Annotated in this window: 23 protein-coding genes; 9 read left to right on the top strand and 14 right to left on the bottom strand. The window is 40.2% G+C overall.

The features are described 5' to 3' along the window. The first annotated feature begins 203 nt into the window (after positions 1–203). Together EUBREC_RS16565 and EUBREC_RS04915 are read left to right on the top strand one after the other, a co-directional pair. Entirely contained in the window at positions 204–575 is a 372-nt protein-coding gene (locus EUBREC_RS16565) for a helix-turn-helix domain-containing protein (RefSeq protein WP_012741963.1), read from the top strand. Positions 576–661: 86 nt separating this feature from the next. Continuing rightward, on the top strand, positions 662–979 hold the full coding sequence (locus EUBREC_RS04915; RefSeq protein ID WP_012741961.1) for a hypothetical protein: 318 nt from the start codon (positions 662–664) through the stop codon (positions 977–979). Between the two features lie 89 nt (positions 980–1,068). On the opposite strand, the gene EUBREC_RS04910 is transcribed toward EUBREC_RS04915, so the two are convergent. Further along, positions 1,069–1,980 (bottom strand): hypothetical protein, encoded by a 912-nt coding sequence (locus EUBREC_RS04910; protein WP_306718967.1) that lies wholly within the window; start codon positions 1,978–1,980, stop codon positions 1,069–1,071. 417 nt (positions 1,981–2,397) lie between these two features. Here EUBREC_RS04910 and EUBREC_RS04905 point away from each other — a divergent pair, with 417 nt between their 5' ends. Beyond that, a complete protein-coding gene (locus tag EUBREC_RS04905) occupies positions 2,398–3,048 on the top strand; it encodes a cupin domain-containing protein (RefSeq protein WP_012741959.1) in 651 nt (216 codons plus the stop codon). A gap of 19 nt (positions 3,049–3,067) precedes the next feature. Here the strand turns inward: EUBREC_RS04905 and EUBREC_RS04900 are convergent, their stop codons facing one another. Next, positions 3,068–4,504 carry an MATE family efflux transporter gene (locus EUBREC_RS04900; RefSeq protein ID WP_012741958.1) on the bottom strand — a complete coding sequence of 479 codons (1,437 nt, stop codon included), beginning with the start codon at positions 4,502–4,504 and terminating at the stop codon, positions 3,068–3,070. 244 nt (positions 4,505–4,748) lie between these two features. On the opposite strand from EUBREC_RS04900, the gene EUBREC_RS04895 reads away from it, so the two are divergent. From EUBREC_RS04895 to EUBREC_RS04885, 3 genes are read left to right on the top strand one after another with little or no spacing between them, the layout of a single operon-like run. After that, positions 4,749–4,940 (top strand): type II toxin-antitoxin system HicA family toxin, encoded by a 192-nt coding sequence (locus EUBREC_RS04895; RefSeq protein WP_012741957.1) that lies wholly within the window; start codon positions 4,749–4,751, stop codon positions 4,938–4,940. A 21-nt stretch (positions 4,941–4,961) separates the two neighbouring features. After that, positions 4,962–5,390 carry a type II toxin-antitoxin system HicB family antitoxin gene (locus EUBREC_RS04890; protein WP_012741956.1) on the top strand — a complete coding sequence of 143 codons (429 nt, stop codon included), beginning with the start codon at positions 4,962–4,964 and terminating at the stop codon, positions 5,388–5,390. Positions 5,391–5,417: 27 nt separating this feature from the next. Then, entirely contained in the window at positions 5,418–5,969 is a 552-nt protein-coding gene (locus tag EUBREC_RS04885) for a TetR/AcrR family transcriptional regulator C-terminal domain-containing protein (protein WP_012741955.1), read from the top strand. A gap of 152 nt (positions 5,970–6,121) precedes the next feature. On the opposite strand, the gene fucO is transcribed toward EUBREC_RS04885, so the two are convergent. After that, positions 6,122–7,267, bottom strand: a complete 1,146-nt coding sequence (gene fucO, locus EUBREC_RS04880; RefSeq protein ID WP_012741954.1) for a lactaldehyde reductase — start codon at positions 7,265–7,267, stop codon at positions 6,122–6,124. A 193-nt stretch (positions 7,268–7,460) separates the two neighbouring features. Next, complete coding sequence (locus EUBREC_RS04875; RefSeq protein WP_012741953.1) at positions 7,461–8,357, bottom strand: LysR family transcriptional regulator; 897 nt, start codon at positions 8,355–8,357, stop codon at positions 7,461–7,463. 190 nt (positions 8,358–8,547) lie between these two features. Here EUBREC_RS04875 and EUBREC_RS04870 point away from each other — a divergent pair, with 190 nt between their 5' ends. The 3 genes from EUBREC_RS04870 (at position 8,548) to EUBREC_RS04860 (ending at position 12,050) form a co-directional block, all read left to right on the top strand. After that, positions 8,548–9,306: a DUF4866 domain-containing protein gene (locus tag EUBREC_RS04870; protein WP_012741952.1), complete on the top strand. Its 759-nt coding sequence runs from the start codon at positions 8,548–8,550 to the stop codon at positions 9,304–9,306. Continuing rightward, positions 9,296–10,636 carry a threonine/serine exporter family protein gene (locus tag EUBREC_RS04865; protein ID WP_012741951.1) on the top strand — a complete coding sequence of 447 codons (1,341 nt, stop codon included), beginning with the start codon at positions 9,296–9,298 and terminating at the stop codon, positions 10,634–10,636. The genes EUBREC_RS04870 and EUBREC_RS04865 overlap by 11 nt, the downstream gene beginning before the upstream one ends. 112 nt (positions 10,637–10,748) lie before the next feature. Then, positions 10,749–12,050 carry an adenylosuccinate synthase gene (locus EUBREC_RS04860; RefSeq protein ID WP_012741950.1) on the top strand — a complete coding sequence of 434 codons (1,302 nt, stop codon included), beginning with the start codon at positions 10,749–10,751 and terminating at the stop codon, positions 12,048–12,050. A 43-nt stretch (positions 12,051–12,093) separates the two neighbouring features. Here the strand turns inward: EUBREC_RS04860 and EUBREC_RS04855 are convergent, their stop codons facing one another. The 10 genes from EUBREC_RS04855 to EUBREC_RS04810 all read right to left on the bottom strand — a co-directional run bounded on the left by EUBREC_RS04855 (position 12,094) and on the right by EUBREC_RS04810 (position 24,571). Continuing rightward, positions 12,094–12,951: an NAD(P)/FAD-dependent oxidoreductase gene (locus EUBREC_RS04855; RefSeq protein WP_012741949.1), complete on the bottom strand. Its 858-nt coding sequence runs from the start codon at positions 12,949–12,951 to the stop codon at positions 12,094–12,096. 133 nt (positions 12,952–13,084) lie between these two features. After that, positions 13,085–13,984: a LysR family transcriptional regulator gene (locus tag EUBREC_RS04850; RefSeq protein ID WP_012741948.1), complete on the bottom strand. Its 900-nt coding sequence runs from the start codon at positions 13,982–13,984 to the stop codon at positions 13,085–13,087. 36 nt (positions 13,985–14,020) lie between these two features. Then, entirely contained in the window at positions 14,021–14,929 is a 909-nt protein-coding gene (locus EUBREC_RS04845) for a tetratricopeptide repeat protein (RefSeq protein ID WP_012741947.1), read from the bottom strand. 193 nt (positions 14,930–15,122) lie between these two features. After that, complete coding sequence (locus EUBREC_RS04840; protein ID WP_012741946.1) at positions 15,123–16,283, bottom strand: RNA-guided endonuclease InsQ/TnpB family protein; 1,161 nt, start codon at positions 16,281–16,283, stop codon at positions 15,123–15,125. Continuing rightward, entirely contained in the window at positions 16,234–16,869 is a 636-nt protein-coding gene (locus tag EUBREC_RS04835) for an IS607 family transposase (RefSeq protein WP_167527336.1), read from the bottom strand. Before EUBREC_RS04835 ends, EUBREC_RS04840 begins: the two co-directional genes overlap by 50 nt. Positions 16,870–17,107: 238 nt before the next feature. Continuing rightward, a complete protein-coding gene (locus tag EUBREC_RS04830; protein ID WP_012741944.1) occupies positions 17,108–21,214 on the bottom strand; it encodes an alpha-amylase family glycosyl hydrolase in 4,107 nt (1,368 codons plus the stop codon). Positions 21,215–21,820: 606 nt separating this feature from the next. Further along, positions 21,821–22,870, bottom strand: a complete 1,050-nt coding sequence (gene fliB / locus EUBREC_RS04825; RefSeq protein ID WP_012741943.1) for a flagellin lysine-N-methylase — start codon at positions 22,868–22,870, stop codon at positions 21,821–21,823. Beyond that, positions 22,867–23,205, bottom strand: a complete 339-nt coding sequence (locus tag EUBREC_RS04820) for a hypothetical protein (protein WP_041254483.1) — start codon at positions 23,203–23,205, stop codon at positions 22,867–22,869. The genes fliB and EUBREC_RS04820 overlap by 4 nt, the downstream gene beginning before the upstream one ends. A gap of 14 nt (positions 23,206–23,219) precedes the next feature. Beyond that, entirely contained in the window at positions 23,220–23,747 is a 528-nt protein-coding gene (gene nrdG, locus EUBREC_RS04815; RefSeq protein ID WP_012741941.1) for an anaerobic ribonucleoside-triphosphate reductase activating protein, read from the bottom strand. Beyond that, positions 23,744–24,571, bottom strand: a complete 828-nt coding sequence (locus EUBREC_RS04810) for a DMT family transporter (protein ID WP_416385909.1) — start codon at positions 24,569–24,571, stop codon at positions 23,744–23,746. The genes nrdG and EUBREC_RS04810 overlap by 4 nt, the downstream gene beginning before the upstream one ends. Positions 24,572–24,697: the final 126 nt, after the last annotated feature.

Genomic DNA, 24,697 nt, shown 5'->3' with positions numbered 1-24,697 from the left:
AATACATCTTTTACCTATAGTTAATATTTTTATAATATTTTGACACAGATATTTTATATACTATCAATGTTCTTTTTATTCAATATTCACAATTTTCCATATGTTAATTTCTGATTTTCAGTGCGTAATTTAATTTTTCATAATTCAGCTACAATTAGTCATAATAATTTTTACTAATTGAAATTATAATATGGGAGGTTTATATGAACAATATTATTCTAAATCCAAAAGAACTTGGTGAGCGCATACGTAAACTACGTTTTAAAAGAAATAAAACACAATCTTATTTTGCTGATATGTTATACATCTCACCTTCATATCTGGCCCTTATAGAGTCCGGAAAGCGAGTTCCTAATCTTGACTTACTTATCCATATAGCAAAATTCACAGATGTCACTCTCGATTATCTTGTTTTCGGGGATGATCCTAATTGCGACCCTTTGCAAATGACATTTAACAGACTCTATGATAGCTATGATAAAAAACAGATGGAAAATGCTATGAAACTAGCTGAGTTTTACCTTGAAATGACAAAAGATGATGATAAAATCAAAGACAATATAAATAAAAAATAATTTTCCATTGCCAATCTCCTTCCTTATTTCTATAATATTCCCATACCATATTTTCAAATGCAGCATATAAAGAAAGGGGATTTTCAATGGACACTTTTTCAGAAGTTTTTAAGGCTATCGCAAGCTACCCGTGGCAGGTAAATGTGGGTGTGCTTTCACTAATACCACTGTACATCATAGATTTTAAGTTTTTCTGCAAATTAAATATTGGTTTACAGCGCAAGATAGCACTTGCAAAGGAGCGCGGACATGTGGCGAGAGGCATGATTGTGAAGGAGGATGCAAAGAGGCTCGTTGTCAATAATTCACAATCCGCTTACAGCTACTGGGCTGCCAGGTACACATATACTGTAGACGGAAAGGAGTACCGCAAGCGTTTTTCATGCGATAACAGACGGATGTGATACTTTTTGGCACAAAAAATCCGCTATACCAAATACAATGGTTAGCGGATTTTACTATTTACATTTTGATAAATTATTCCTGCCTGATGCTACACAGTCTCCGGCACCTTATAGCCTGCTTCTCTCATTAATTTTTCAAACTCACTGACACTGACACCGGCTTCCTCTGCTGCAGTATCAATATCGAGCTTGCCCTTTGTTACCAGAGTAAACAGCATCTTATTTGCACCTTTTTCTATACCTATTTCCATCCCTTCCTCGATAGCATCAGCTCTTTCAAGCTCAAGCTGCCTGTCAAATTCATAATTTAACTGCATACTCTTCGTCACCTCACTTCTGTAAGTCTTTAGAAACTCCTTCAGAATATCATTGTCAATACAATAGTCTATAGCCTTCTCAATATCTATAGCCAGATCATCAAATGCCCCGTCTGCATGATACTCTCTGACCTTATTTACAAATGTCATATAATCATTCAGCCAGCCACAGGACTCCATAATAGCCTTGTTCTTTCCGTCGTTTATATTGTACACCTTACATTTAAGCTCAAGATTCGGCTCGTCGGTCGGCTTCTCAAACGCATCGGACAGCTTAAGCTCCTGAACCTCCGGCTGTTCCTCCTCACCATTGTAAAATACCACAAAATGTGGTGTCGGTATCTTTACCAGTCTTCTGCCATAGATGTTCTTGCCACTTTTTGTTCCTTTTTTCTTGTCGCTGAGCATATCTGACAATATCACACTGAAATAAATAAGACTTCTCACCGGCATATTCGGACAAACTGTGGACTGATGCTCATATATGCTCAATCTCGCATCCACAATAAACGATGCATCATTTCTGACCGAAAGTGAAATGCCGCCATCGTGAATCACCATCTCAACATCCTCCGGATTGTCATAGCTAGACCCATTCATTGCGTTATACAGCTGTAAGGCTCTTTCCTTATCCTGCATCAGCATACTGAAAACATCACTTTTGTACTCTCTGTTACCACTCATATAAAATCCTCCTTCATTTGAAAACACTAAAGCAGGAAATATCTGTGTGGTAAAAGCCCTCTTATCCTGCTTTAAATAAAATAATGAAACATTTAAAAGCAAGAATTTCAGGGAATATGAAAAATAATTAAGGTATTGAAGACCCTGCACGCCCTTATCGCCGGACGACATCTTATTATGCCTCACATATTTACAGAGCATATAGTCATATCTGTAATTAATGTGCCAACGACCGCACAGGTTGCTATAGAAAAACTGCTTTGACTATATTTTAACATATGTGAAAGAAATAGCAAGCGGTTTGTATTTTATTATATTGTTTTTGTTGTATATGCAACATATTTTTGGACAAAATTATAGTAATATTGTATTATAAATAATGAAATCAACATTCAAGAAAGAAGGACAAGAAATCCTATGGACAAGGTTTTCAAAATAGAAGATTTACGCCCTATCCGCGACGAGATGACCGTCTCACGAAATTCAAGGCTTAGTGACAAAACACCCATAACCTATTTTTCTCTCGGAAAGGGCACGTCAATCTCTCAGGAATCCTACGATAATACCACTGTATACATCGGTGCAAAAGGATGCGCTGATTTTCTTATCGGAGCTTATGCTGCAAAGCATACCATATCAGAAGGTGATATGCTGGTAGTCCCTTCGAAAATACTCTGCGGAGTAACAACAGAAACCGGCTGTATTTACACCGAAATCATCATAAAAAAGGAGAACAACAATATGAACAAAATTATCAAATCAGGCGAGGTCATGAAGCTTAAGGATCTTATCTCATATGAGGATGGCAGTATCACGAACATTGATGTGGTAAGCAACGACACAATGAAATTCGTGCTTATGGCATTCGATGAGGGCACCGGTCTCACACCGCATCGCGCGCCTGGAAATGCAATAATTTTCGCACTCGAGGGCAAGGCTGTAATAGACTACGAGGGCAAAGATTACACAATCTCAGCAGGCGAAAATTTCCGTTTTGACAAAAACGGACTGCACAGCGTAACCGCTGACGGAAGGTTCAAGATGGGACTGCTTCTGGTGTTGGAGTAAAGCCTGCTTCACTCTTTTTTCAAATCCCATGCCCCTGCTTCCTAAGCACCGGCATTGTGTATATCTTCACCAAAAGCGGTATCACCATGATAAACCATACTATCGGCTCTGCCACTATCACTCCTGTATAGCCAAGCAGTGGCACAAGTGTGAATGCAATGACAATCTTTCCTACCATCTCAAGTGAGCTTGATACAAGCGGTGTTATCTGCTCTCCAAGCCCCTGCATTGCATTTCGCACTATACATATGACAGCGGTCACATAATAAAACAGAGTATCAAATTTGAGATAATTTGTGGCATTTTTTATGACAATAGGATTATTAGTGCCTGTTACAAGCTTCACCAGCCACGGGCCTATAGTGTAGCTTGCGATAATTGCCATCGTACACCATATGCAGGTATAGAATATTGCCAGTTTTATGCCCTTTTTCACTCTGGCTACTTCTCCCGCTCCTATATTCTGCCCACAGAAGGTCGCCATTGTCTGTCCGAACACGGTAAACATGACCATGAATATCTCCGATATCTTTCTGGCAGCCGTGTGAGCTACTATAATATCCTGTCCCAGTCGGTTTATGGCGGTCTGCAGAGTCAGCGAGCCTATATTTACAAGCGAGCTCATAAATGCCATGGAAAGACCGGCCTTAAGCATTGTCATTTTCATCATGGCTATTACTTCAGGAGTCATATTATTCTCGCTGTCTTTACATTCTGCGCCTTCGATATCACAATTTTCGTCGCTAGATTTCAGGTGTCTTCGCAGTAAATGACTGTCAAATAAATCACTGCGGGACAATCTCAAAAGCTCATATCTTTTTACCATATATACATAGCACACAATAAACGCAATAACCTGTGCAAGTACAGTGGCAATCGCAGCACCCGCCACTCCTGCCTTCAGTACGACCACAAAGAAAATATCACCTGCCATATTCAGACAGACCGAGACGGCTAATATGACAAGCGGCGTAACTGTATCGCCCAATGCTCTAAGTGCCGCCGCACATGCATCATACAAAAATGTCGCTATAAGCCCTGCTATTATAATAAAAATATATGACACAGCCATTCCCATCAAATCATTTGATACATTTAAAAATCCAAGAATCTGACGCAAAAATAACAGGCACAATACCGTTATAGCAAGCGCTATTATGCATCCCATTTTAATTGACAGAGCAAACGATTTCTTTACACCGGCGTAGTCCCTTGCTCCAAATTTCTGGGCTGTTATTATGGCAAATCCATTAGCTAAGCCCATCAAAAAGCCTATCATCAGATTGCTGAGTGTCGTGGTGGCTCCGACTGCTGCCAGTGAGTTTTCTCCCAGATATGATCCGACTATTCTCGTGTCAACTATACTGTATGTGAGCTGGAGTATATTTGCCATAAATATTGGAATGGCAAATGCCAGTATGAGTCTTGATGGTTTTCCTTTTGTAAGGTCTTTCATGTATGTATATCCTCGTATATTTCAAAATATTTTCATCAATATATTAGCAGATAAATTTTAAAATTCAATCTTTTTAATCGGTAATATAATCATTTCTGATCATACTAAAATATAAACAACAATATATAGTTTATATACGCAATAATTATACATATTAAATTTATATATATTATATTTACACGCATTGAATTTATACGTATCATATGTTATATTATATATATACTAAAGAAAGGTGGATAAAAATATGCCGATCAAACCAACTGAAATGGAACGTATAATACTTGCCGATGGGTGGATTTTCAAAAACCAAACCGGATCACATCGGCATTATATTCATCCTTCAAAGCCCGGAAAAGTAACTATTCCTTTTCATAAAGGCAAAGAACTGAACAAAATCACTGAAAATTCTATCCGTAAGCAAGCGGGAATCAAATAATCATAAGGAGGTATACTCATCATGTTATCAATATATCCGGCATGTTTTTTTAAGGAAGATAATGGATACTCTGTAATCTTTCCTGATTTAAATTATCTTGCAACACAAGGAGATACCCTTGAAGATGCTGTGGCCATGGCTGTTGATTGTCTTGCAGGATATCTGTATACGGCTAAGATGGATAATGAAAAATTTCCTAAAGCATCCAAATTATCTGATATCAATATTGACAGACTATCTGACGAATTAGACATAACAGGAACATATACCGATGCATTTACCAATATGGTTTCAGTAGATGTTAAGGCATATGCCAAAGAGCATTTCGATAAATCGGTCCGAAAAACCCTTACCATTCCGGCTTGGCTAAATACTGCTGCGCAGGAAGAGGGAATTAATTTTTCAAAAACACTGCAGGAAGCACTTATGTCAAAGCTTAAGGCTCATTAGATATCTGCATTATAATTTGGAGAAAAGATGAACAACGATATAAAATACAAGCTGGCCAATGCCATGAAGGAATGCATGTTTTCCTCTCCTGTCGAGAAAATTACGGTTAAGGAAATCTGCGACACATGTGGTGTGACCAGACAAACCTTTTACAGAAATTTTCAGGACAAATATGACCTGATAAACTGGTATTTTGATAAGATACTGATTGAATCCTTCCACCAGATGGGTGAGGGCAGTACCGTGTACGAAAGCCTTGTTAAAAAATTTGAATATATCCGGATGGAGCACCTTTTCTTTAAGGCTGCTTTTAAAAATGATGAGCAGAACAATCTAAAGGAGCATGATTTTGAGCTGATTCGTCAGTTTTATATTGACCAGATCGAAGGAAAAAGCCACCGGAAAATATCCGACAAGCTATTGTTCCAGCTTGAGATGTACTGTCAGGGCTCTGTCTTTATGACAACACAGTGGGTGCTTGGCAATAAAAACTTCACCCCTCAGGAGCTTGCCGGACTGCTCGCTGATGCTATGCCAAAGGAGCTTGCCGACGTGTTTCGCGAGGTAAACCTGATATAATTCAAGGTAATATTCAGAACCATTTAGAACAAGTATCGTGCGTTTTTACAAATTTGCACGTTGGTCAGAATAGTTATATCAGCGTTAAAAATCCGGGAATGCTGTCAATTGACAGTTCCCGGATTTTTACATCCCTGTAAGCTGTTGCAGAATTACATAATCTTACGGAAAAGAGCCTTCAAATCCTCAACACTTGCATCCTTTGGATTTCCAGGTGCACATGCATCCGCGTGAGCAGACTCTGCGAGGAAGTCTAAGTCATCCTCCTTAATAGCTTCAAGCTTTGTTGGGATTCCTACATCTACAGAGAGCTGCGCTACAGCATCGATTGCAGCCTTTCTGTACTCCTCTACAGACATATCATCTACGCCCTTTACTCCCATTGCGCGGGCGATTTCACGATATTTTTCGCCTGTGCAGTCTGCATTGTACTCCATTACAATTGGAAGCATCATAGCACATGCTACTCCGTGTGGTGTATCATAAACAGCTCCGAGTGTATGAGCCATTGAATGAGCGATTCCAAGTCCTACATTTGAGAATCCCATTCCGGCAATGTACTCTCCAAGTGCCATGCCCTCACGTCCCTCTTTTTCATTGGCAACTGCACTTCTTAAGGATCTTGCAATAATCTCTATTGCTTTGAGATGGAACATGTCTGTCATCTCCCAGGCAGCCTTTGTTGTATAGCCCTCGATAGCATGTGTGAGTGCGTCCATACCTGTTGATGCTGTAAGTCCCTTTGGCATTGATGACATCATGTCTGGGTCTACGATTGCGATGATTGGCATGTCATGTGGGTCCACACATACAAACTTTCTCTTTCTCTCTACATCTGTGATAACATAGTTGATTGTAACCTCTGCTGCTGTTCCTGCTGTTGTAGGTACTGCGATGATAGGAACACAAGGCTTCTTTGTAGATGCAACACCCTCTAAGCTTCTTACATCCTCAAACTCCGGGTTTGCGATGATGATACCGATTGCCTTTGATGTATCCATAGAAGAGCCGCCTCCGATTGCAATGAGGTAATCAGCTCCTGATTTCTTAAATGTCTCTACGCCATGCTTTACGTTGTCGATTGTTGGATTTGGCTTAATCTCCGAATAAATCTCATATTCCAATCCGTTCTTATCAAGGATATCTGTTACCTTTGCTGTAACTCCAAATTTGATTAAGTCAGGGTCAGAGCATACCAGTGCTTTTTTAAAGCCATGCGCTTTTGCCTCTGTTGCAATCTCCTGGATTGCACCTGATCCGTGATAAGATGTCTCGTTTAACATGATTCTGTTAGCCATAGTGTAAAATCTCCTTCCAATTTTAAAAAAATACTCCTAAAAAACTCTGCCGATAAATTCTTATAACTTATCTGCCTGACTATATTTTAACAAAGTATTAAACGAGATGTAAGTTACAAACCTGCCAATGTGTAACATACCTGTTGCAATATGTAACCTGCCGGTTACCTATGTATATCCCACCTACTGCCAATCACACCTTATGGCTGTCTGATATAACTTTCTTTAACTCTCTTGCCGCCGCACTAATCGGTTGATGTATATCATATACCATACATATATTTCTCTGCGGTATCTCCTCCTCCAGAGCTATCTCTACAATCTCGCGATTTGCTATCGCAGCCTCTGCCATAGGCTTTGGCATAAAGGCAAGACCAAGCTCACTTTTCACAAGTGGCAGTATCTGATCTGTCGTTGCGGTCTCTGTATCAGGCGCAAATTCAAGTCCGTGTGACATAAAAAGCCTGTTAAAAAACTGAAATGTCATGGTCTCCCGCCCCAGTCCGATAAGCGGATAATTATGCAGCTCCTTTAATGACAGAGTCTGGCTTCCGAGTGCAGTAAAGGTGGTTCCACCCACAAGAATCTCCTGAAACGAACCAAGCTTTATCATCTTAAGAGGGGCCTCCACCTCAGCCGGTGTCGATACCACTGCAAAATCAATCATGCCGTTTTTTACGGCATTTATAGCCTGTGGGGTGGAGTGATTATATATCTTAAGCCTGATACCCGGATATGCCATGTGAAAAGGTTTTAGCCTGTCAAGCAGATATATGTTTAGAGCTGTCTCACTGGCTCCTATTGATACGCTTCCGTGTGACAGTCCTATGCTGTCTGACAGCTCCTCCTCCGCAGCAAGTATCTGTGACATCGCTGCAGATACATGCGCGTACAGACGCTCTCCCTCCGGTGTGAGCTGCACACCTCTGTTATTTCTGATAAAAAGTATGCTGTTTATCTGCTGTTCTAAATTGTTCATGGCGCGGGTTACATTTGGCTGGCTGTTTCCGAGCGCCCTCGCAGCCTTTGTGAAATTGCAGTATTTTGCAACATAATAAAATATCTTGTAGTACTCAAAATTTATATCCATATTCAAAGCCTCCTTTTTATTATCGTTTTACCGGTCATTTTTCCGGTAATACACAGATACTAATGATATAATAATATGATATTTCAATTATATCAATTATACTTTTTACTTATTATAATCATAATTGTATAATCATAAATGCTCAAAAGAGAAATATTGATTATATATATAAGAAAAGGACGTGTTTCAAATGAGTGAAAAGACAATGTTTCCAAGAGAAGACCATACAGAAATGCTGTTTCAGAAGATACTAAACGATCCATGGGCGTGTGACAGGCTTATGGAAACCTTCAATGAAAATCTGGTTTACAATGATGAATTTGATGTATCACTTCCGGCAGAAAAATTTGCTAAAGCTCTCTTCAATGCATATACCAACCGCGATCTTTCCGCACTGCTTATGTGTCTGTGCAACAACACCGTATTTGATTTGCTGCGCAATTCATATATCATACCATACAGGTTCAATGCCGACGGACATCAAAATCCGATAATCATGACCGATGAACACGGAAATCCGCTGCCCGAGTATAAACACATATCTCACGACAAGAACTATATACATTTTCATGAGATATACAATGATATGCCAGATAAAAAGGATATCTACTACGCACAGGCTTACCGCTACAGCCACACATATGATTCCGAGCATATGACTCCCACGCAGCAGGTCATTGTAAAGCATGATGGAATACTCCTGATACGAGAGCTTCCTGATACCGTAAAACTCAAGGAGACTGAGGCTGAGGCTTACTCTGCCGTATGGGATCTGATGATACAGATTGAAAAGGAGCTTCCTATGGCATATGTTTTTTACGGTCAGGACTCTCTTGTGGAAAATGACAAGCGGTATGATGAAATTGGTATTTTCCTGCGAAGCTCTCATTTCCTAAAAAATCTTGAAAAACATGTACAAAAGGCCGAGGCGATAATTTATGGCAAATAACAGCTACACAGATATCATGGAAAAAAATCATATGGAAATCCCCTGGCATGATTATGCCAGACAGGATGGAAATATACTCATAGATAAGGCAGGACTGATTGAAAAAGCCTCTGTAATCGGACGTGTCGGACTCATCATGCTCTCCTGCGGCACCGGAGCCTGGCGTGTGAGAACCTCCATGAACCGGCTCTCAAAGGAGCTTGGTGTCACATGTACAGTGGATGTCGGACTTATGTCAATCGAGTTTAACTGCTTTGACGGAAATGACTGTATATCACAGTCACTCAGCATAGCAAACACAGGTGTAAACACATCAAAGCTCTATCGCATGGAGCAGTTTGTCGACAATTTTCCTAACGAGGAAGCTCATCTGACCGGCGAAGAAATTCACCGGCGACTTGATGAGATTGAACAGATTCATGCCATTTACTCCCCTGCAAGGCTTGGACTTGCAGCAGCTATAGCATGCTGTGCCTTCACATTTTTGCTCGGAGGGGGTCCTATTGAAATGATACTGGCATTTGTAGCAGCCGGCATCGGAAATCTCATACGTACAAAGCTTATAAAACATCATTTTACTTTGTTCCTAAATATAGCGGTATCAATTTCTGCCTCATGCTTCATATATGCGGCATTTTTAAAAATTGCAGAGATGGCTTTCAATGTATCAACCATTCATGAAGCCGGATACATCTGTTCCATGCTCTTTATCATTCCGGGATTTCCGTTTATTACAAGCGGAATCGACCTGGCAAAGCTGGATCTGCGCTCCGGTCTTGAACGCCTTGCCTATGCAATAATAATAGTCATGGTAGCCACGATGTTTGCATGGATTATGGCGCTGCTTCTGCAGCTTAAGCCTATGGACTTTGAAGATTTGGATCTGGGCCCCGTACTACATCTAATCCTGAGGCTTATAATGAGCTTCTTCGGTGTGTTTGGATTCTCAATCATGTTCAACAGCCCTGCTTCCATGGCTGCAACAGCTGCGCTTATCGGTGCCATAGCAAATTCACTGCGGCTTGAGCTGGTAGACCTGACAGGTATGCCGGCTCCTGCTGCCGCATTTGCCGGAGCTCTCACAGCAGGGCTTCTCGCATCATTTATCAAGGAAAACAACGGATATCCGAGAATATCCCTTACTGTTCCATCCATAGTCATAATGGTTCCGGGACTTTATCTGTATCGGGCTATATACAATTTCGGCATAATGGCACTTTCGGATGCTGTTTCATGGTTTGCATCAGCAATCATGATTATCATTGCACTGCCGCTCGGACTCATCTTTGCAAGAATACTAACTGATAAGACGTTTAGGTATTGCACGTAACAGAATCATACACATTATAAGCAGACTTGTTTTATACCATTCAAAATCCGGACAGTACAAGCTCTGCACCAACATACAAATATTAAACTCAAAAAACAAGGAGGCATTCATCATGCTTACAGCAGTTACAGGAATAAACTGGGGAGACGAGGGAAAGGGTCGTGTCATCGACCTTCTCGCAGAACATGCGGATATCGTAGTCCGCTATCAGGGTGGTAACAATGCCGGACACACAGTAGTTAATAAACAGGGAAAATTTGTCTTAAATCTGCTTCCATCCGGAATACTTCACCCAGATGTAGTATGTGTGCTCGGTGACGGAATGGTTATTGACCTAAACCATCTGTCCAATGAAATTGCACAGATCAGAACACAAGATGTATCTGTTTCACCAAAAAACCTGAAATTATCAACAAGAGCCACAATTTCAATGCCGTGGCATAAAATACAGGATGAGCTTGAGGAAGAGCGCCTTTCAAAGTCCGGAGCAGCCTTCGGCTCTACCAAACGCGGTATTGCCTATGCATACAGCGATAAATACCGTAAAAAAACAATCCGTCTCGGTGATTTACTCCACTTAGACGAAGAGAATGTACAGGCCAGACTTAAGACCATGCTTGAAGCTAAAAACCTTGAGCTTGCAGGCTGCTATCATCAGGAGCCTATGTCTCTGTCAGCTCTTTTGTCATGGTGCAGGCAGAAGGCTGCAAAATATGCACCTTATATCACAGATACCGGTGCATTCCTTGAGGATGCACTATCAAAGGGAAAGCGTGTTGTACTTGAAGCACAGCTTGGTGCAATGAGGGATATAGACTATGGTATTTTCCCATATACTTCAAGCTCCTCCACCATCTCAGCTTACGGTCCTATAGGTGCCGGTATCCCCGGTGCCTCATTAGATCATGTGGTCGGTGTACTAAAGGCATACTCTACCTGTGTTGGAGCCGGACCATTTGTCGCAGAAAAAGCTATGAACGGTGAATGGACTGAAATGGTCCGCAAGTATGGGGGCGAATATGGTGCTGCCACTGGAAGACCACGTCGTGTGGGTCCATTTGATGCCGTTGCAAGCCGCTATGGTCTAAAATGCCAGCATGCCGACAAAATCGCACTGACCAAGCTAGATGTCCTAAGCATCATGGATCAGATTCCTGTTATCACAGGATATCAGTATAAAAATGCCGTAACAAACGTCTTTGACCCTACCGAAAATCTCGAAAAATATACCCCGGTAGTCAAAATGCTGCCGGGGTGGAAAACCGATATATCAAATTGCAGGTCATATGATGAGCTGCCTGTAAATGCTAAGCGCTACATAAACTTCCTTGAGGACATGCTAAGACACGAAATACAATTTGTCTCAGTCGGAGCTGAGAGAAATCAATATCTTCTCAATGGTAAGTGGCTGTAGTTGCCTTTAACATGCTTTAACCGACCTCTATGCCATTGCCATATTATTTTTCTGATTTACTAAGATATTGTATACACGAATGTGCTGCCACATTTCCTTCTCCGACAGCCTTCGTATACTGGTATGGCCTGCCTGTGCAGTCTCCTGCCGCAAAACAGCCTGCCACATTTGTCTGTTGGGCTCTATCCACCAATATATGTCCGTTTTCTATTTCAAGCTGCGGCATAAGCTTTGATGGTGCGATGGCGTTCCTGAGGCAGAATACTCCGTCTACGCTCTCAGTCTTTCCGCTTCGAAGCGTAATTCCTTCCACAAATGAGTCTCCGATTAATGCTATAGGTACATCCTTTGATATCTTTACATTTGTAAGCTCTATTTCGCTGTCATTATAGGCTGGGAAATACAATACCTCTGCTGCAAGATCCGCAAGATATTTAACCTCATGCTCATACTTTTTGTCATTGCATATGACAGCTATCCTCTTATCCTTGTAAAACATGCCATCACAGGTGGCACAATAGCTGAGCCTTTTTCCAAGCAGCTCATCCTCCCTGTCCAGCTGCTTTGCAGACATCACACCCATGCAAAGTATGAGAGTCCTTGCCTCATACATCTCATTGTCTGCAAGCACCATAAAGCCGTTTCCTGCAGGCATGATATTGGTCACAGTCTTTTCTGTTATATCAATTCCCGCAGCTCTCCTATGAGCGTCAAAGCGTTCAAACAGCTCCTGTCCGCTTATCTGTGGAAATCCGGGATAGTTTGTGATTTTCTCTGCCTTTTGCACCTTTTCGCTTAGGTTCTTCGAACCAAACCAGATAAAATCCTTTTTATATGTTTTTAAATTCAGGGCTGCCGACAGTCCGGCAGGACCTGTTCCTATTATTATACTATCGTACATGCTATGCTCCTTGTACCAAATGTTTGTATATATTTAGACCTTATATATAGTGTGGGCACTAAGGTATACATCGAATTGCATGCAAGTATGCATCGATGATACGACCCTTTAATCATATTATATTATTGTAACGTCACATACAGTGAGCCTTCAATGCTTCGATATACTCCCTTGCATATCGCGAGAGTACCACACCCTTTCTGCTGATAATGCCTATCCTCATATACTCCTCCACATCAAGTGGCTTTGATATAATATTCCTTCCATTCAGCTCAGCGGAAATCACTCCTGAGCACACTGTGTAGCCATTTAAGCCAATTATCAGATTAAAAAGTGTAGCTCTGTCTCTTACTCTGATATTCTTTCTGCTGTCAAGAGTGCTGACAAACTCCTCCGAAAAGTACTGTGAATTGTACTCTCCCTGCTCATACGTCAGGTACGGATAGTCCTGCAGATCATCCATCGTGATGCTCTTTTTTGAAGCAAGCGGGTGACTGTCACATATGAATACATGCGGTGTGGCTGTAAAAAGCTCTGTGAACTCGAGTTCATTACGCTTTAGCATCTTTGAAAGCACCTCCGTATTCTTGGAGCTTAGATATATGACTCCCAGCTCACTCTTTAAATTCGTGACATCCTCAATAATTTCGTGAGTCTGCTCCTCCCTGATGGTAAAATCATACTGACATGCATCAAACTCTCTGATTACATCCACAAATGCATTCACCGCAAAGGAATAGTGCTGACACGATACTGCAAAGTGCGGCTTACTCACCACATCATCCTTGTAGATTCCCTCTATGAGATCCACCTGCTCGAGCACCTGTCTGGCATGACCGAGAAATCTCTCACCATCTTCTGATAGTATCACTCCCTTGTTTGTCCTGATGAAAATAACTATCTGCATCTCTTTTTCCAGGTCATGTATAGCGCTGGTCACAGTGGGCTGTGAGACAAAAAGCTGCTTTGCAGCCTCTGTTATATTGCCGCATTCTGCCACTGTCACCACGTATTTTAATTGTTGCAGAGTCATATTCGTTCTCCTTTTGTTACATATCAAAATATTATTTTACTGTATGCCGATAATCTTTCTCAGTATCTCACCAAGCAGCTTTCCGAGCATAAGCGGAATGACAACAAGCACCACATACCACAGCAGCTTGTCATACCACACCCTGCCATCATTTATCACACAGATAAAGTGCATGGCAACAACTGCCACTGAAAATACAGATGCAAGAAGCTGCAAAAAGCTCGCCACATGAAGCTTATTTGTTACCTTGCCAAGCGTAAATAAAAGCATCGCACCAAAGAACATCGCTATATCTGCCTCCCACGGTATCATTTTACTATACGAAAACAGCTTAAACATATCACGATACTCCATATGCAGCTCAAGAAACAAATCCACTGATGCTATCATGAGCAATACTGCTCCTATTGTCGAAAATACCGCTGCCAGATATACATAATTGTTTCCAATCCTGTGCTGTCTGAGCTTATATTTAAGCATACCCTTTTTCTGCACATACTGTGTACGCAGATAAGAATCTGTCGCAGAGGCAATAGCCCTGTCGCAGTACTCGGCTGCTGTCCTGTATACTTTGACTCCGGCATCGTTATTTTTAAGAGCAAACTCCACTAGGCTCTCTCCTGCTCTGTTGTTGCCACGCTCCGTCGCAGTAACCAGATACCCTGCACCAAGCTTCTGCTCCTTGCCATCAAAAAAGGTAGTGACCAGATACTGTCCGTAATCGGCAAGTGCATCCACATTTCCAAGCTCCACCGCTTTCTTCCACCAAAACACTGCTCGCCCGGGATCTCTGTGTGTGCCCTGACCTCTTTCAAACATATTTGCAGCCATATTCATGGCATCTGCATCGCCAGTCTCTGCCAGTGGCAGAAATTGACGGAATGCTCCCTCCATATCATTTTGTCTGTATGCCATCATAGCCATATCAAACGCTGTACTTTTCATATTGTTCTGCCACTCAAAATGTGTTTAAATATTCTCAAACACATCGAGAAATTAAAGTCCTTGCGGATACTTCTTACTGCTTCATTGTGTATGCTTTGGCGATTGTAAACAATACGCTACTCACAAGTTCTTGTACACTCCACAGTCGTAAATTCCTGCGATAGCCCGCAGTACATACTTACGTTTGCGTTGATTATGCAACCTCGTAAGTTAAAGCATCTTTTAGATTAAGAGCAGCGTTAAAATCCCTATCCTCGACATAGCCACAATCACAATGGTATATTCTGTCTGAAAGTTTCAAATCTTTCTTGATAGCACCACAGCAGTGACATATTTTAGATGACGGATACCATCTGTCTACGACTCTTAATTCAATACCATTTTCATCACATTTTGCTTTAAGCTTGGTTCTAAATTCATAGAACTTCTGTGACGCAACAGCTTTTGAAAGATGTCTGTTCTTCATCATTCCTGATACATTCAAATTTTCAATAGTTATATAAGATGGCTTGGTTTTCACTATCTCAGCTATTGATTTATTGATATAATCAGTACGGATATTATCTATTTTATGATGAAGTCTTTGTACTTTGAGCTTTTGCTTTTGTATATTCTTTTGAGTGGACTCTCCTTTCTTTAAATTCTCATATTTTCGTGAGAGACATCTTTGTTCTCTACGCAGTTTCTTTTCCAATTTTTTAATTCTTGTTGACTTATTGATATTTTTATAAGTTTTACCATTGGAAACAATCGCCAAGTCTTTTAAACCCAAGTCAATTCCTATACCACCATTGCTATTATTAGCAATCTTAACGTCGGGAATTTCTACAAGAACTGACACATAGTATCTGTCTGCTTTGACGGATACTGTACCGCTTTTGATTTTCCATCCGTCTTTAGTTGTTGGTATATAACCTTTTTCTTTAATGCGTACCCAACCTAAAGTGGGTATGTTCAACCTATGTCTCTCACATCTACAGTCTTTAGTATTGTTCTTTACGAAATACATTTTTACATCAGATTTACCTTTCTTTTTGAAATTAGGAAAAGCGCTTTGATGTTTAAAAAATCTTGTAAATGCAGTACATCCATCCTCAATAGACTTTTTTACAGCTTTTGAATATGCTTCTTTAATCCATATTTTATCAGGATTATTAGGAATATACTCATTATTAAGCCATACGCTGAAACTCTTGCCAGTCATAAACTTTTCACCGTTATCATATAAAGTTTTGTTATGATCGAGATAGAAGTTATAGACATACCTACAAGTGCCAATAGTCTTGTTAATCTTGATTTTTTGCTCAATCGTCGGACTTATTTCCGTCTTGAAGCTCTTTAGCAATTTCCTCATCCCTTTCTATTTGTTTTTTATACTTACGAAGTCCATACAACCTGCAAGAGAACACATGAAGTATAGAAACAATATCCTGTACGAGTTCTTCCTGTGGTGATAGTTCTTCGTTGTTCACTACCACAATGCTTGTATTAAACTTCATACAGAATTTTTCAAACCAATCGTAACCAAATCTGATAAATCTATCTTTATGAGTTACTATTATGGTTTTTATTTTCTGTTCCATTACTTCATTTAATAATTCATTCCACTTTTTACGATTATAATTAAGACCACTTCCATAATCCTCAATACACTGGTCTATAATAATACCTTTAGCATTACAAAACTGTCGCAAAAATGCAACTTGATTCTGTAAATCATCTTTTTGATTTCTTGTAGACACTCTGGCATAAATAACTACCTGACGTTTATCATTTTCAATATTTATGCCTTTGAATTGAAGGTACTGGTCATAGGTATAATAGCGCCTATCAGTTGGAGTTCGATTTGCCTTTAAAGTTCCTTCTCTGTCCCAGCGTTGCAATGTCTTAACAGACACACCTAACAGTTCAGCAAAATCTTTTGGCTTATAATTTGTGATATTTGATGTATTCATAATAATTTACTCCTTTGAGTATATTTAAACACATTTAATCACATTTGACAATATATTCAATTACTTATTTTTTCCTCCTTGACAGCCTTAGCTGTTTTCTTCTTATTATAATGTATTTAACATGATGATAGCAATACGACTTCTTTCCCAATTTATAGCAAAATGCCGCACCCGAAGGTGCGGCATCTAAGAGGTTTATAAAATGTTTAGTTTAAAAGCTGTTTTATTTGCAAGCTTTTTTCTTGCGATATGTAGCTGCTGTGATTGCAACCATTGCGAGTCCAAGTAAGCATACATATGTAGCTGCTTCATTGTCATCGCCACTCTTTGGAGCTGCTTTTTTGGTTTCAATAGCTGCCTTATCTGTTACGGAAATAACTCCATCTTTCTTTGCTGGTGCTGGTGTTGGATCTTTCTTTGCTGGTGCTGGTGTTGGATCTTTCTTGCCCGGGTCTGCCGGTGTTGGATCTACTGTTTTCTTCACCTCAGTAAGAATAACTGTTCCACCATCCTTTGCTGCTGGAATGCTTACTGTTACAGTCTTGTCTGCTGATACAGTATACTCGTTTCCATCATAAAGATTCTCCATCTTGCTTCCTGCCTCTGCGCTTACTGGAATAGTAACCTCAGTGGCTTTTTCATTGATATTCATTCCTACATATAATGTAGTATCACCATAGCTTCTTGCGATTACATCATAGCCACCTTCATCTGATGAAAGGACTGATGTCCTGCTTCCTCTTGCGAATACATCTGTATATGCGTTACGGATTGAAAGCATGGTCTTGTAATGATTGTAAATACTATTGCTGTCTGCCTTCTGTGCTTCTAACTCTTTCCAATCAAAGTCACGACGATTTGTCTGGTATGGCCAGTCATTAGCTCCTGCCTGACCAAGCTCATCTCCATAGTAAATAATCGGCTGTCCCTTGGCTGTAATCTGAAGAGTAGCTGCTACCTTCATCAGGTTATAAGCCTCTTCCTCTGAGAATCCACTCTTTTTTACAAGCAGCTCCTGAAGCGTATCATCATCATGGTTGTTTAAGAAATTACCCATTGTTGCTGTATTGTTTAATGCCGCATTACGCTTTAACAATGAATTTTCAACTGTAGAAATCTTTCCGCCTACAAAATCCTTTGCAAAATCGTTGAAATCGAAGTCAAGGAGTGCATCCATACTTCCTGTTCCAAGCTCTCCAGCTGTATTAGCATATCCGGCTCCAGAGTACTCTCCGATCATCTTGAAGTCTGGATTTACTATTGTAAGAGAGTTCTTAAAAGCTGACCATGTAGTAGAATCAACATGCTTTACAGTATCTACACGATAATAGTCAATTTTATATTTTTCCATCCAGTCTGTCTGCCACTTAATCAACTGATTTCTTACTTCTGCATCCTCAGTTACGAAGTCCGGAAGGTCTGAAAGTGCATCTTGCTTGTCATCTCCTGAAACAGTATTGCTGCTGTCACGAAGCATCTTGATTGTGTTTCCATCTTCATCTTTAAGAATGTTATTGAAGTAGTTCTCTGTGCCATAGCCTGCATGGTTTAATACCACATCAACCATAAGCTTCATTCCACGGCTGTGGGCAGCTTCAATAAGTGCTGCAAACTCTTCCTCTGTTCCAAGATGTTTATTGAGCTTTGTGAAATCACTAGCCCAGTAACCATGATATCCATACGTATGCATACCTGTCTCTGCGTCAGGCTGGTCATCTGTGATATTCTCTACTATTGGTGTAATCCAGATGGTATTTACACCTAAATCCTTCAGGTAATCCAGTTTCTCATTTAATCCGGCAAAGTCTCCACCATGATAGCTTGAACCACCCTTATCGCTTGTATCGTAGTCTCCTACTCCATAAGCATCATTGTTGCTTTTATCTCCATCGAAGAAACGGTCAGTTACGGCAAAGTAAATTACTGCCTCATCCCAGTCGAAATCTCCATCCTTCTTGTCTCTCTCTGTTACTGTAACATTTGTGCTTGTTCTATATACATTTCCGTATATATCCTTTACAGTTACTGGAAGGGTCTTATCTCCAGTAGTTGTAGTATCAAGACATGAAATTGTTGCTTCCATTAATTCTGGGTCAATTGCATAAGTACTACTTAAGCCAAGTGCGCTTAAATCTACCGTTGCTGTAGCTACTTCAAATCCAGACATATCTGCACCTTCAGCAGGATTTGTCTTTATTGTCAATACGTTATTGTCATTGTAATCCATAGAGGACTTAGATAATTCTGCTGTAATAGCTGCATCAAACTTCTTATAGAAACGATAGCTGCATGTCTTTCCATCATAATCTTTTGTCTCCGCATTATATGCGTCAAGCTTCTCTACTCCATCTACTGTATAATAGTAACAGTAGTCTCCTGTTGTGATGTTAGTTAAGTCATAGCTAAATCTCTCATTTGCAGCATCATAAGTCATTGCATGCTTTACGCCATTTATTGTAACGCTTACCTTATCTGCAATAGATTTCTGTGTATTATCAGCAGCAATCATCTCATCATCTCTATAATAGAAATGAATCTTTCCATTCTCACCATCCAACACACATCCAATATTTGATGGAAGAACCTCTGTGATTCCCTCACCCTGTACGAATTTTGCTTTTACAACATTCTGATTTGCCGGTACACTTACATAATGGTCTCCACCATCTTTATCAGCCCATTCATCATCTGCTGTGCTTCTTCTCATACAGAAAGATAACATCATATCTGCTGTAGTATCTTTTACTGGAATCTTGGCTACCATCTTACCATTCATTTTCTGGAAGTTAACAGTAACCTTTTCTCCAAATCCACTGTTCCATGTAAAGATATTCCAGCCTTCATAGTCACCAGCTGGTCTGTCATATTCTACCATTACATAACGCTCTCTTGGTTTTACAAGCTCTGGAATGGTTGTGTATGCTTCTTTGCTGTTTGATGTAATGTAAAAAGTTACATTTTCATCTTTTGCTGTGTTGTCATATGAAATTTCTTCACTCTTCCATGACCATGTATCACCATAGTTCTTTGGAATAATACGAATATTTTTATAATATGGAAGCTTTACTGTAGCTTTAAGCCATGTATTTTCATCGGATAACTGCTCTGTTCCAGAAAAATTATAAAGAACTCCATCAGCTCCGCCATCCTGCCAAATCCACAGGGAACTTGCATCTGCTGCCATATGACTTGCATTGAAATCATGATAGTAAATAGTATAAGTATAAACTTTATCTACTACCGGAATGGTAATATCTTTTTTCACTCCGTTATAAGCTGCACGGATAGTTACATCTGTTCCTTTATATGAGGTTGGAACCTTAAGAGTTGTGCCACTTACTGTAATACCTTCTGAAACAGCAGTATAAGTTACACCTACACCTTCAGTCTTGCTTCCCTTGGTATCACCCGCATAATAGGTTCCTTTTGCCGGAAGTGAAATGTCTACTCCTTTTTCTACCTGTGCCGGTGTTTTCACATCCAATGTTTTAATATAACTAATTGTTATATCTGTCTTTTTATCATTATCTGTCTTGTCCAACTTCATGGTAATATCTGCCGGTGCTTTCACTTCCAGCTGGACATTACTTTCGCCTGTCCATGCTTTACCCCAGCCATTTAATGCCGGATCTTCCAGAATCTTATATTCATAAGTTTGTGCCGGAACATTTTTAATAGAAATGCTGTATTCATTTTCATTTGTTTCAGACTTTGCAAAGTTTGGAGTTGCATTTTGATCCCAGCCTGTTCCAGGAAGTGTTCCTACCAAGAGGAAGGTTGTCTCTGTCTCTGGTAAATCAGGAACCGGTGTATTTCCTTCCGGATCAAGATAATATGCAAAATTGCTTCCGTCTTTTGCTACATAATATACATCAGTTGGTGTATCTTCTGTATACTGTGTTAACTTTGCATCATTAGCAGGATTTTTATAATTACTTGTGTTTTTATAATCTAAAAACTGAAATCCTGTAGTATCTGATTTCACTGTAAGATAATAATCCTTATCTCCATTTGTATTTGTTTCAGTTCCTTCCCTGAAAAAATAAGCAGACACTCCCCAGCCTGGAATCTCTTTTGATTCTCCACCATTCGCATCATTACTTACTTCAATAGAATTGTATCCCCAGAACTGTACCGCCGGTTCTGTCCAATTCCAATTACTTGGCTTCATAAAATGAATAGTTACATTCATCGGAGTTGAAGCTGCTTTTACCAAGTTTCCTCCGATTGACGGAATCATAGTCATAATCATCGCCAATACCAGTATCAAACTGAATACCTGACGGAATATGCCATGTTTCCTGTGAAAGCGTTCTTTTAACTTTCTCATATTTCTTCTCCTTTTCTTATTTTGTTTGTACGAAAATCCCCTTTCGCACGTTTTCGTACTTATATTATAATATTTTCGTTGGTTTTCGACTATTGGGATAAACAGAGAATTACTTTACAAAATTTTGGTAAATTTTACTATTTATTCATTTTTATGTAACATATGCGAATTTTTTTTAGTACTAAAGGTCCTAGATATAATAGATAATTTTTCATTTGAAATTTTGTGAATTATTTTTTTAGTCTATATGACATGATTTAAGGGTCAAAACCACCTTATAAAAAATGGTTGGTACCTTGAAAGTGTGAAGTTTTCAAGGTACCAATTTATGGTTTACAAGGGATTGATAGCATAGTAGGCAGACCTTGGGGAGCTGTAATCACTAAATCTTTTAAAACAGCTCCCAAAATTCAGCCCATAAGCCGGAAAATATGAGGCTTATGGCATAATGGTGGAAGCCTCTAGTTATTTCACAAAAAAGAGCCTGCACATTTCTGTGCAAGCTTCTTTTGAAAACTAAAATCTAAAAACCAAAAACTAAAAATCTAAAATCAAAAACTAAAAAATTATATTGTTATTTTATTATATATTTAATCTCTAAATCAACTATCCCCAGATAATTTCTTCCTTGGCGGCCTCCACATTTTCCTCGGAATGCTCCACTTCCTTGGAGAAGATCCTTGCCACCTCCATCTGGTCCTCTATGGTGAAGCTGCCACCGTTTTTGTAGAAGCGAGTGGCATTCATATCCCTGACTATCATGGTAAACATGACGCTTAAATATGCATAAACCATGATATTTGAGTCATAGATGGCATTCATGATATATCTGAAGGTAAAGTATACAAGAAGCTGCTCGATATCGTTTTCACGGTAATCGCCGCTAGCCATGTACTCCTTCATGCGTTTTTCATAATCATCCTCTGTGAGGACTGTCTGCATATCATCCTTGAAATCCTGCCATACCTGGCGCAAAAGCTCCATCTCATTGATGATACCGAAGCGGATATCAAAGTGCTCAAATGAAAAATCATTAAACGAAAGCCAGTCTATATGCTTTTCAACATCGTTTTGGCTCAGCTTATTCTGGTACTCGTTTGCCCTGTCAAGGTACTCATCCACGCGTACTCCGATTGGCTTTGTCCTGTCCTGGAGTATGGCAATCAGCTCGCGCTGCACCTCCTCAAAAAATGCTGCCTCTTCCTCTGTGACTCCCTGGTCATCATCGCTGTCGCCAAAAAGCTCCTGCTCTACAAACTTAACAGGCTTTGTTTTGCTGAAAAATATACGGCAGACCTCCTCGCACGCAAGGCTCAGGCACTTCTGCTCCACGTTTCTGTACTCTATGCCAAACCTTGGGAAATCGGTGCACACCTCACTAAGCGATGCCTCGCCAGCTGCTATGTATAAATCACACAGATTCTTGTCATTTAGCATAATGCAGCGCCCGCAATTATTTGTACGGATGCCGTGCCCGCCATCCTCCGTTTCATACATGCCCTTTCTCAGACGCTCTCCGACCTCTCCGGGCAATGTCTGATAATACTCATATGAATCCTCATCAATATCAATTTCCCAGCCCAGACAGCAGCTATCCTTGCAGTCTCCGGCTATGCAGCTAAACTCTGAAAAATAATCAGGTACACGGACTATCATACTTCTCTCTCCTTCAGTAAATCTTCGTTTGTTGTATCACTGTGCTTATTTCTGAAGCGCGCTTCTATAGCCGCCCAGTCAGGGTCCTCATTTCCCTTAAAAAAGTTGTAGCCTATGTATCCGATGCACCACACAAGCCCTGCAAATGTCGTAGAAAATGCTATCTTTATGATACTCTTAAGCAAGAGTGGAAGTGTCAGCATATCATTGCCAAATGCAATGATAATCACATGAATAGGCTTAATCAGCATAAGATAACCTCCCACATAAAGCGCCGCTAAAATTCCAAGCGCATAGCACAGTATTCCTAATAATCTGTCGCATTTTTTCTTCATTTCAAATCCTCTAATCATATTTTCGTAAATTCCAGTATAGACACTTCTCCTGTTGCTCTTGTCTTCTCCATGTCTATCACACGCTGGTTTGCAGAGCCTTTGAATTTGAGCGTGATATCCTTCTGTTCCTCTATAAACGGACCATCTACCAGAACATCTATCATAGATAAAAGCTCATCCGTATACTCTGTGTGCTTGCGTCCGTTTTCTAACAGTTCTTCGTACAGATAGCCTGTGTAAGCCCACACATCCTTATTGGAATAGCGCTCCTTAACTCTTCTCATAAACGGCACAAGTGCCTCCTGATTCTCCTCCTCAAAAGGATCACCGCCTAAAAGGGTAATTCCCTGCACATAGGCAGGCTTAAGCGAGTCGAGTATCTCGTTTTGTATCTGTTCATCAAACGGCTCTCCATAGTCAAATTCCCATGTCTGCGGCTGAAAACAGCCCTTACAGTGATTTCTGCAGCCTGATACAAAAAGCACCGTGCGGCAGCCCAGTCCGTTTGCTATGTCACAATATTTTATTCCTGCGTAGTTCATACTTTTTCCTCGTATCTGAGATTATAGTTCCATTTAAAAATTGCACTGCCAATTATTATAACATATCCTATCACACTTAGATAGTCCGGTATCTGTTGCAAAAAGACAAATCCCAGCAAGGCAGCAAAGATAACCTGCGAATAGTCGAACACCGATATCTCCTTTGCAGGTGCCTTGGTGTATGCCTTTGTGATTGAAAGCTGTCCCCCTGTAGCTGCAGCTCCTGCCAAAAGCAGCATGACAATCTGATATACACTCATAGGCTTTGCTCCGACAAGCAGAAACGGAGCCGTCACTATACATGAAAATACCGAAAAGCACATGACTATCACAGGTCCTCTCTCTCCCTGCTTACCGAGCTTTCGCACAAATGTATACGCTACACCTGCGCCAAAACCTCCTATTACACCAATCATGGCATTAAAAAACTGCACATTCATAGATGGTTTCACCACAAAAACAGCACCTATAAACGCCGTTACCACGCACAGCCACTCTGTCTTGTTTGCTTTCTCCTTAAGCACAAAATATGACATGATTATGGCAAAAAACGGTGACAATTTGTTTAGAATATTGGCATCTGCGATGGCCAGATGGTCAACTGCATAGAAATTGCATATAAGCCCTGTTGTTCCAAAGAAGCTTCGCAGAAAAAGGCCCTTCCAGCTATCCTTTTTTATTTTGAAGCCTTCATCACTTTTTGCCAGTAAGATAACAGCCGCTACTGCTGCTACCGCATTCCTGAAAAAAGCCTTCTGCATGGTCGGCAAATCTCCCGACATCCTCACAAAAAATGTCATCAGGGCAAAAAAGAATCCTGCCATTATGATATATATTATTCCTTGTTTCTTATCGTTCATACTTATAGTATAACGTATTCTGTCAAGAGGGCGGGAGAAAAAGCCTGCCATTTTGCTCGTAAAAAAGGACCGCCCGGGTGAGCGGTCCTT

The sequence above is a fragment of the Agathobacter rectalis ATCC 33656 genome (assembly GCF_000020605.1).
Classification (GTDB): Bacteria; Bacillota; Clostridia; order Lachnospirales; family Lachnospiraceae; genus Roseburia; species Roseburia rectalis.
The sequence above is the reverse complement of the archived record's forward strand: the minus strand, read 5'-3'. Positions and strand labels throughout refer to the sequence as shown.

Coding starts and splice junctions, on each gene's coding strand:
- EUBREC_RS16565 (WP_012741963.1), top strand. CDS start 204: ATGAACAATATTATTCTAAATCCAAAAGAACTTGGTGAGCGCATACGT.
- EUBREC_RS04915 (WP_012741961.1), top strand. CDS start 662: ATGGACACTTTTTCAGAAGTTTTTAAGGCTATCGCAAGCTACCCGTGG.
- EUBREC_RS04910 (WP_306718967.1), bottom strand. CDS start 1,980: ATGAGTGGTAACAGAGAGTACAAAAGTGATGTTTTCAGTATGCTGATG.
- EUBREC_RS04905 (WP_012741959.1), top strand. CDS start 2,398: ATGGACAAGGTTTTCAAAATAGAAGATTTACGCCCTATCCGCGACGAG.
- EUBREC_RS04900 (WP_012741958.1), bottom strand. CDS start 4,504: ATGAAAGACCTTACAAAAGGAAAACCATCAAGACTCATACTGGCATTT.
- EUBREC_RS04895 (WP_012741957.1), top strand. CDS start 4,749: ATGCCGATCAAACCAACTGAAATGGAACGTATAATACTTGCCGATGGG.
- EUBREC_RS04890 (WP_012741956.1), top strand. CDS start 4,962: ATGTTATCAATATATCCGGCATGTTTTTTTAAGGAAGATAATGGATAC.
- EUBREC_RS04885 (WP_012741955.1), top strand. CDS start 5,418: ATGAACAACGATATAAAATACAAGCTGGCCAATGCCATGAAGGAATGC.
- fucO (WP_012741954.1), bottom strand. CDS start 7,267: ATGGCTAACAGAATCATGTTAAACGAGACATCTTATCACGGATCAGGT.
- EUBREC_RS04875 (WP_012741953.1), bottom strand. CDS start 8,357: ATGGATATAAATTTTGAGTACTACAAGATATTTTATTATGTTGCAAAA.
- EUBREC_RS04870 (WP_012741952.1), top strand. CDS start 8,548: ATGAGTGAAAAGACAATGTTTCCAAGAGAAGACCATACAGAAATGCTG.
- EUBREC_RS04865 (WP_012741951.1), top strand. CDS start 9,296: ATGGCAAATAACAGCTACACAGATATCATGGAAAAAAATCATATGGAA.
- EUBREC_RS04860 (WP_012741950.1), top strand. CDS start 10,749: ATGCTTACAGCAGTTACAGGAATAAACTGGGGAGACGAGGGAAAGGGT.
- EUBREC_RS04855 (WP_012741949.1), bottom strand. CDS start 12,951: ATGTACGATAGTATAATAATAGGAACAGGTCCTGCCGGACTGTCGGCA.
- EUBREC_RS04850 (WP_012741948.1), bottom strand. CDS start 13,984: ATGACTCTGCAACAATTAAAATACGTGGTGACAGTGGCAGAATGCGGC.
- EUBREC_RS04845 (WP_012741947.1), bottom strand. CDS start 14,929: ATGAAAAGTACAGCGTTTGATATGGCTATGATGGCATACAGACAAAAT.
- EUBREC_RS04840 (WP_012741946.1), bottom strand. CDS start 16,283: ATGAGGAAATTGCTAAAGAGCTTCAAGACGGAAATAAGTCCGACGATT.
- EUBREC_RS04830 (WP_012741944.1), bottom strand. CDS start 21,214: ATGAGAAAGTTAAAAGAACGCTTTCACAGGAAACATGGCATATTCCGT.
- fliB (WP_012741943.1), bottom strand. CDS start 22,870: ATGATAGTCCGTGTACCTGATTATTTTTCAGAGTTTAGCTGCATAGCC.
- EUBREC_RS04820 (WP_041254483.1), bottom strand. CDS start 23,205: ATGAAGAAAAAATGCGACAGATTATTAGGAATACTGTGCTATGCGCTT.
- nrdG (WP_012741941.1), bottom strand. CDS start 23,747: ATGAACTACGCAGGAATAAAATATTGTGACATAGCAAACGGACTGGGC.
- EUBREC_RS04810 (WP_416385909.1), bottom strand. CDS start 24,571: ATGGCAGGATTCTTTTTTGCCCTGATGACATTTTTTGTGAGGATGTCG.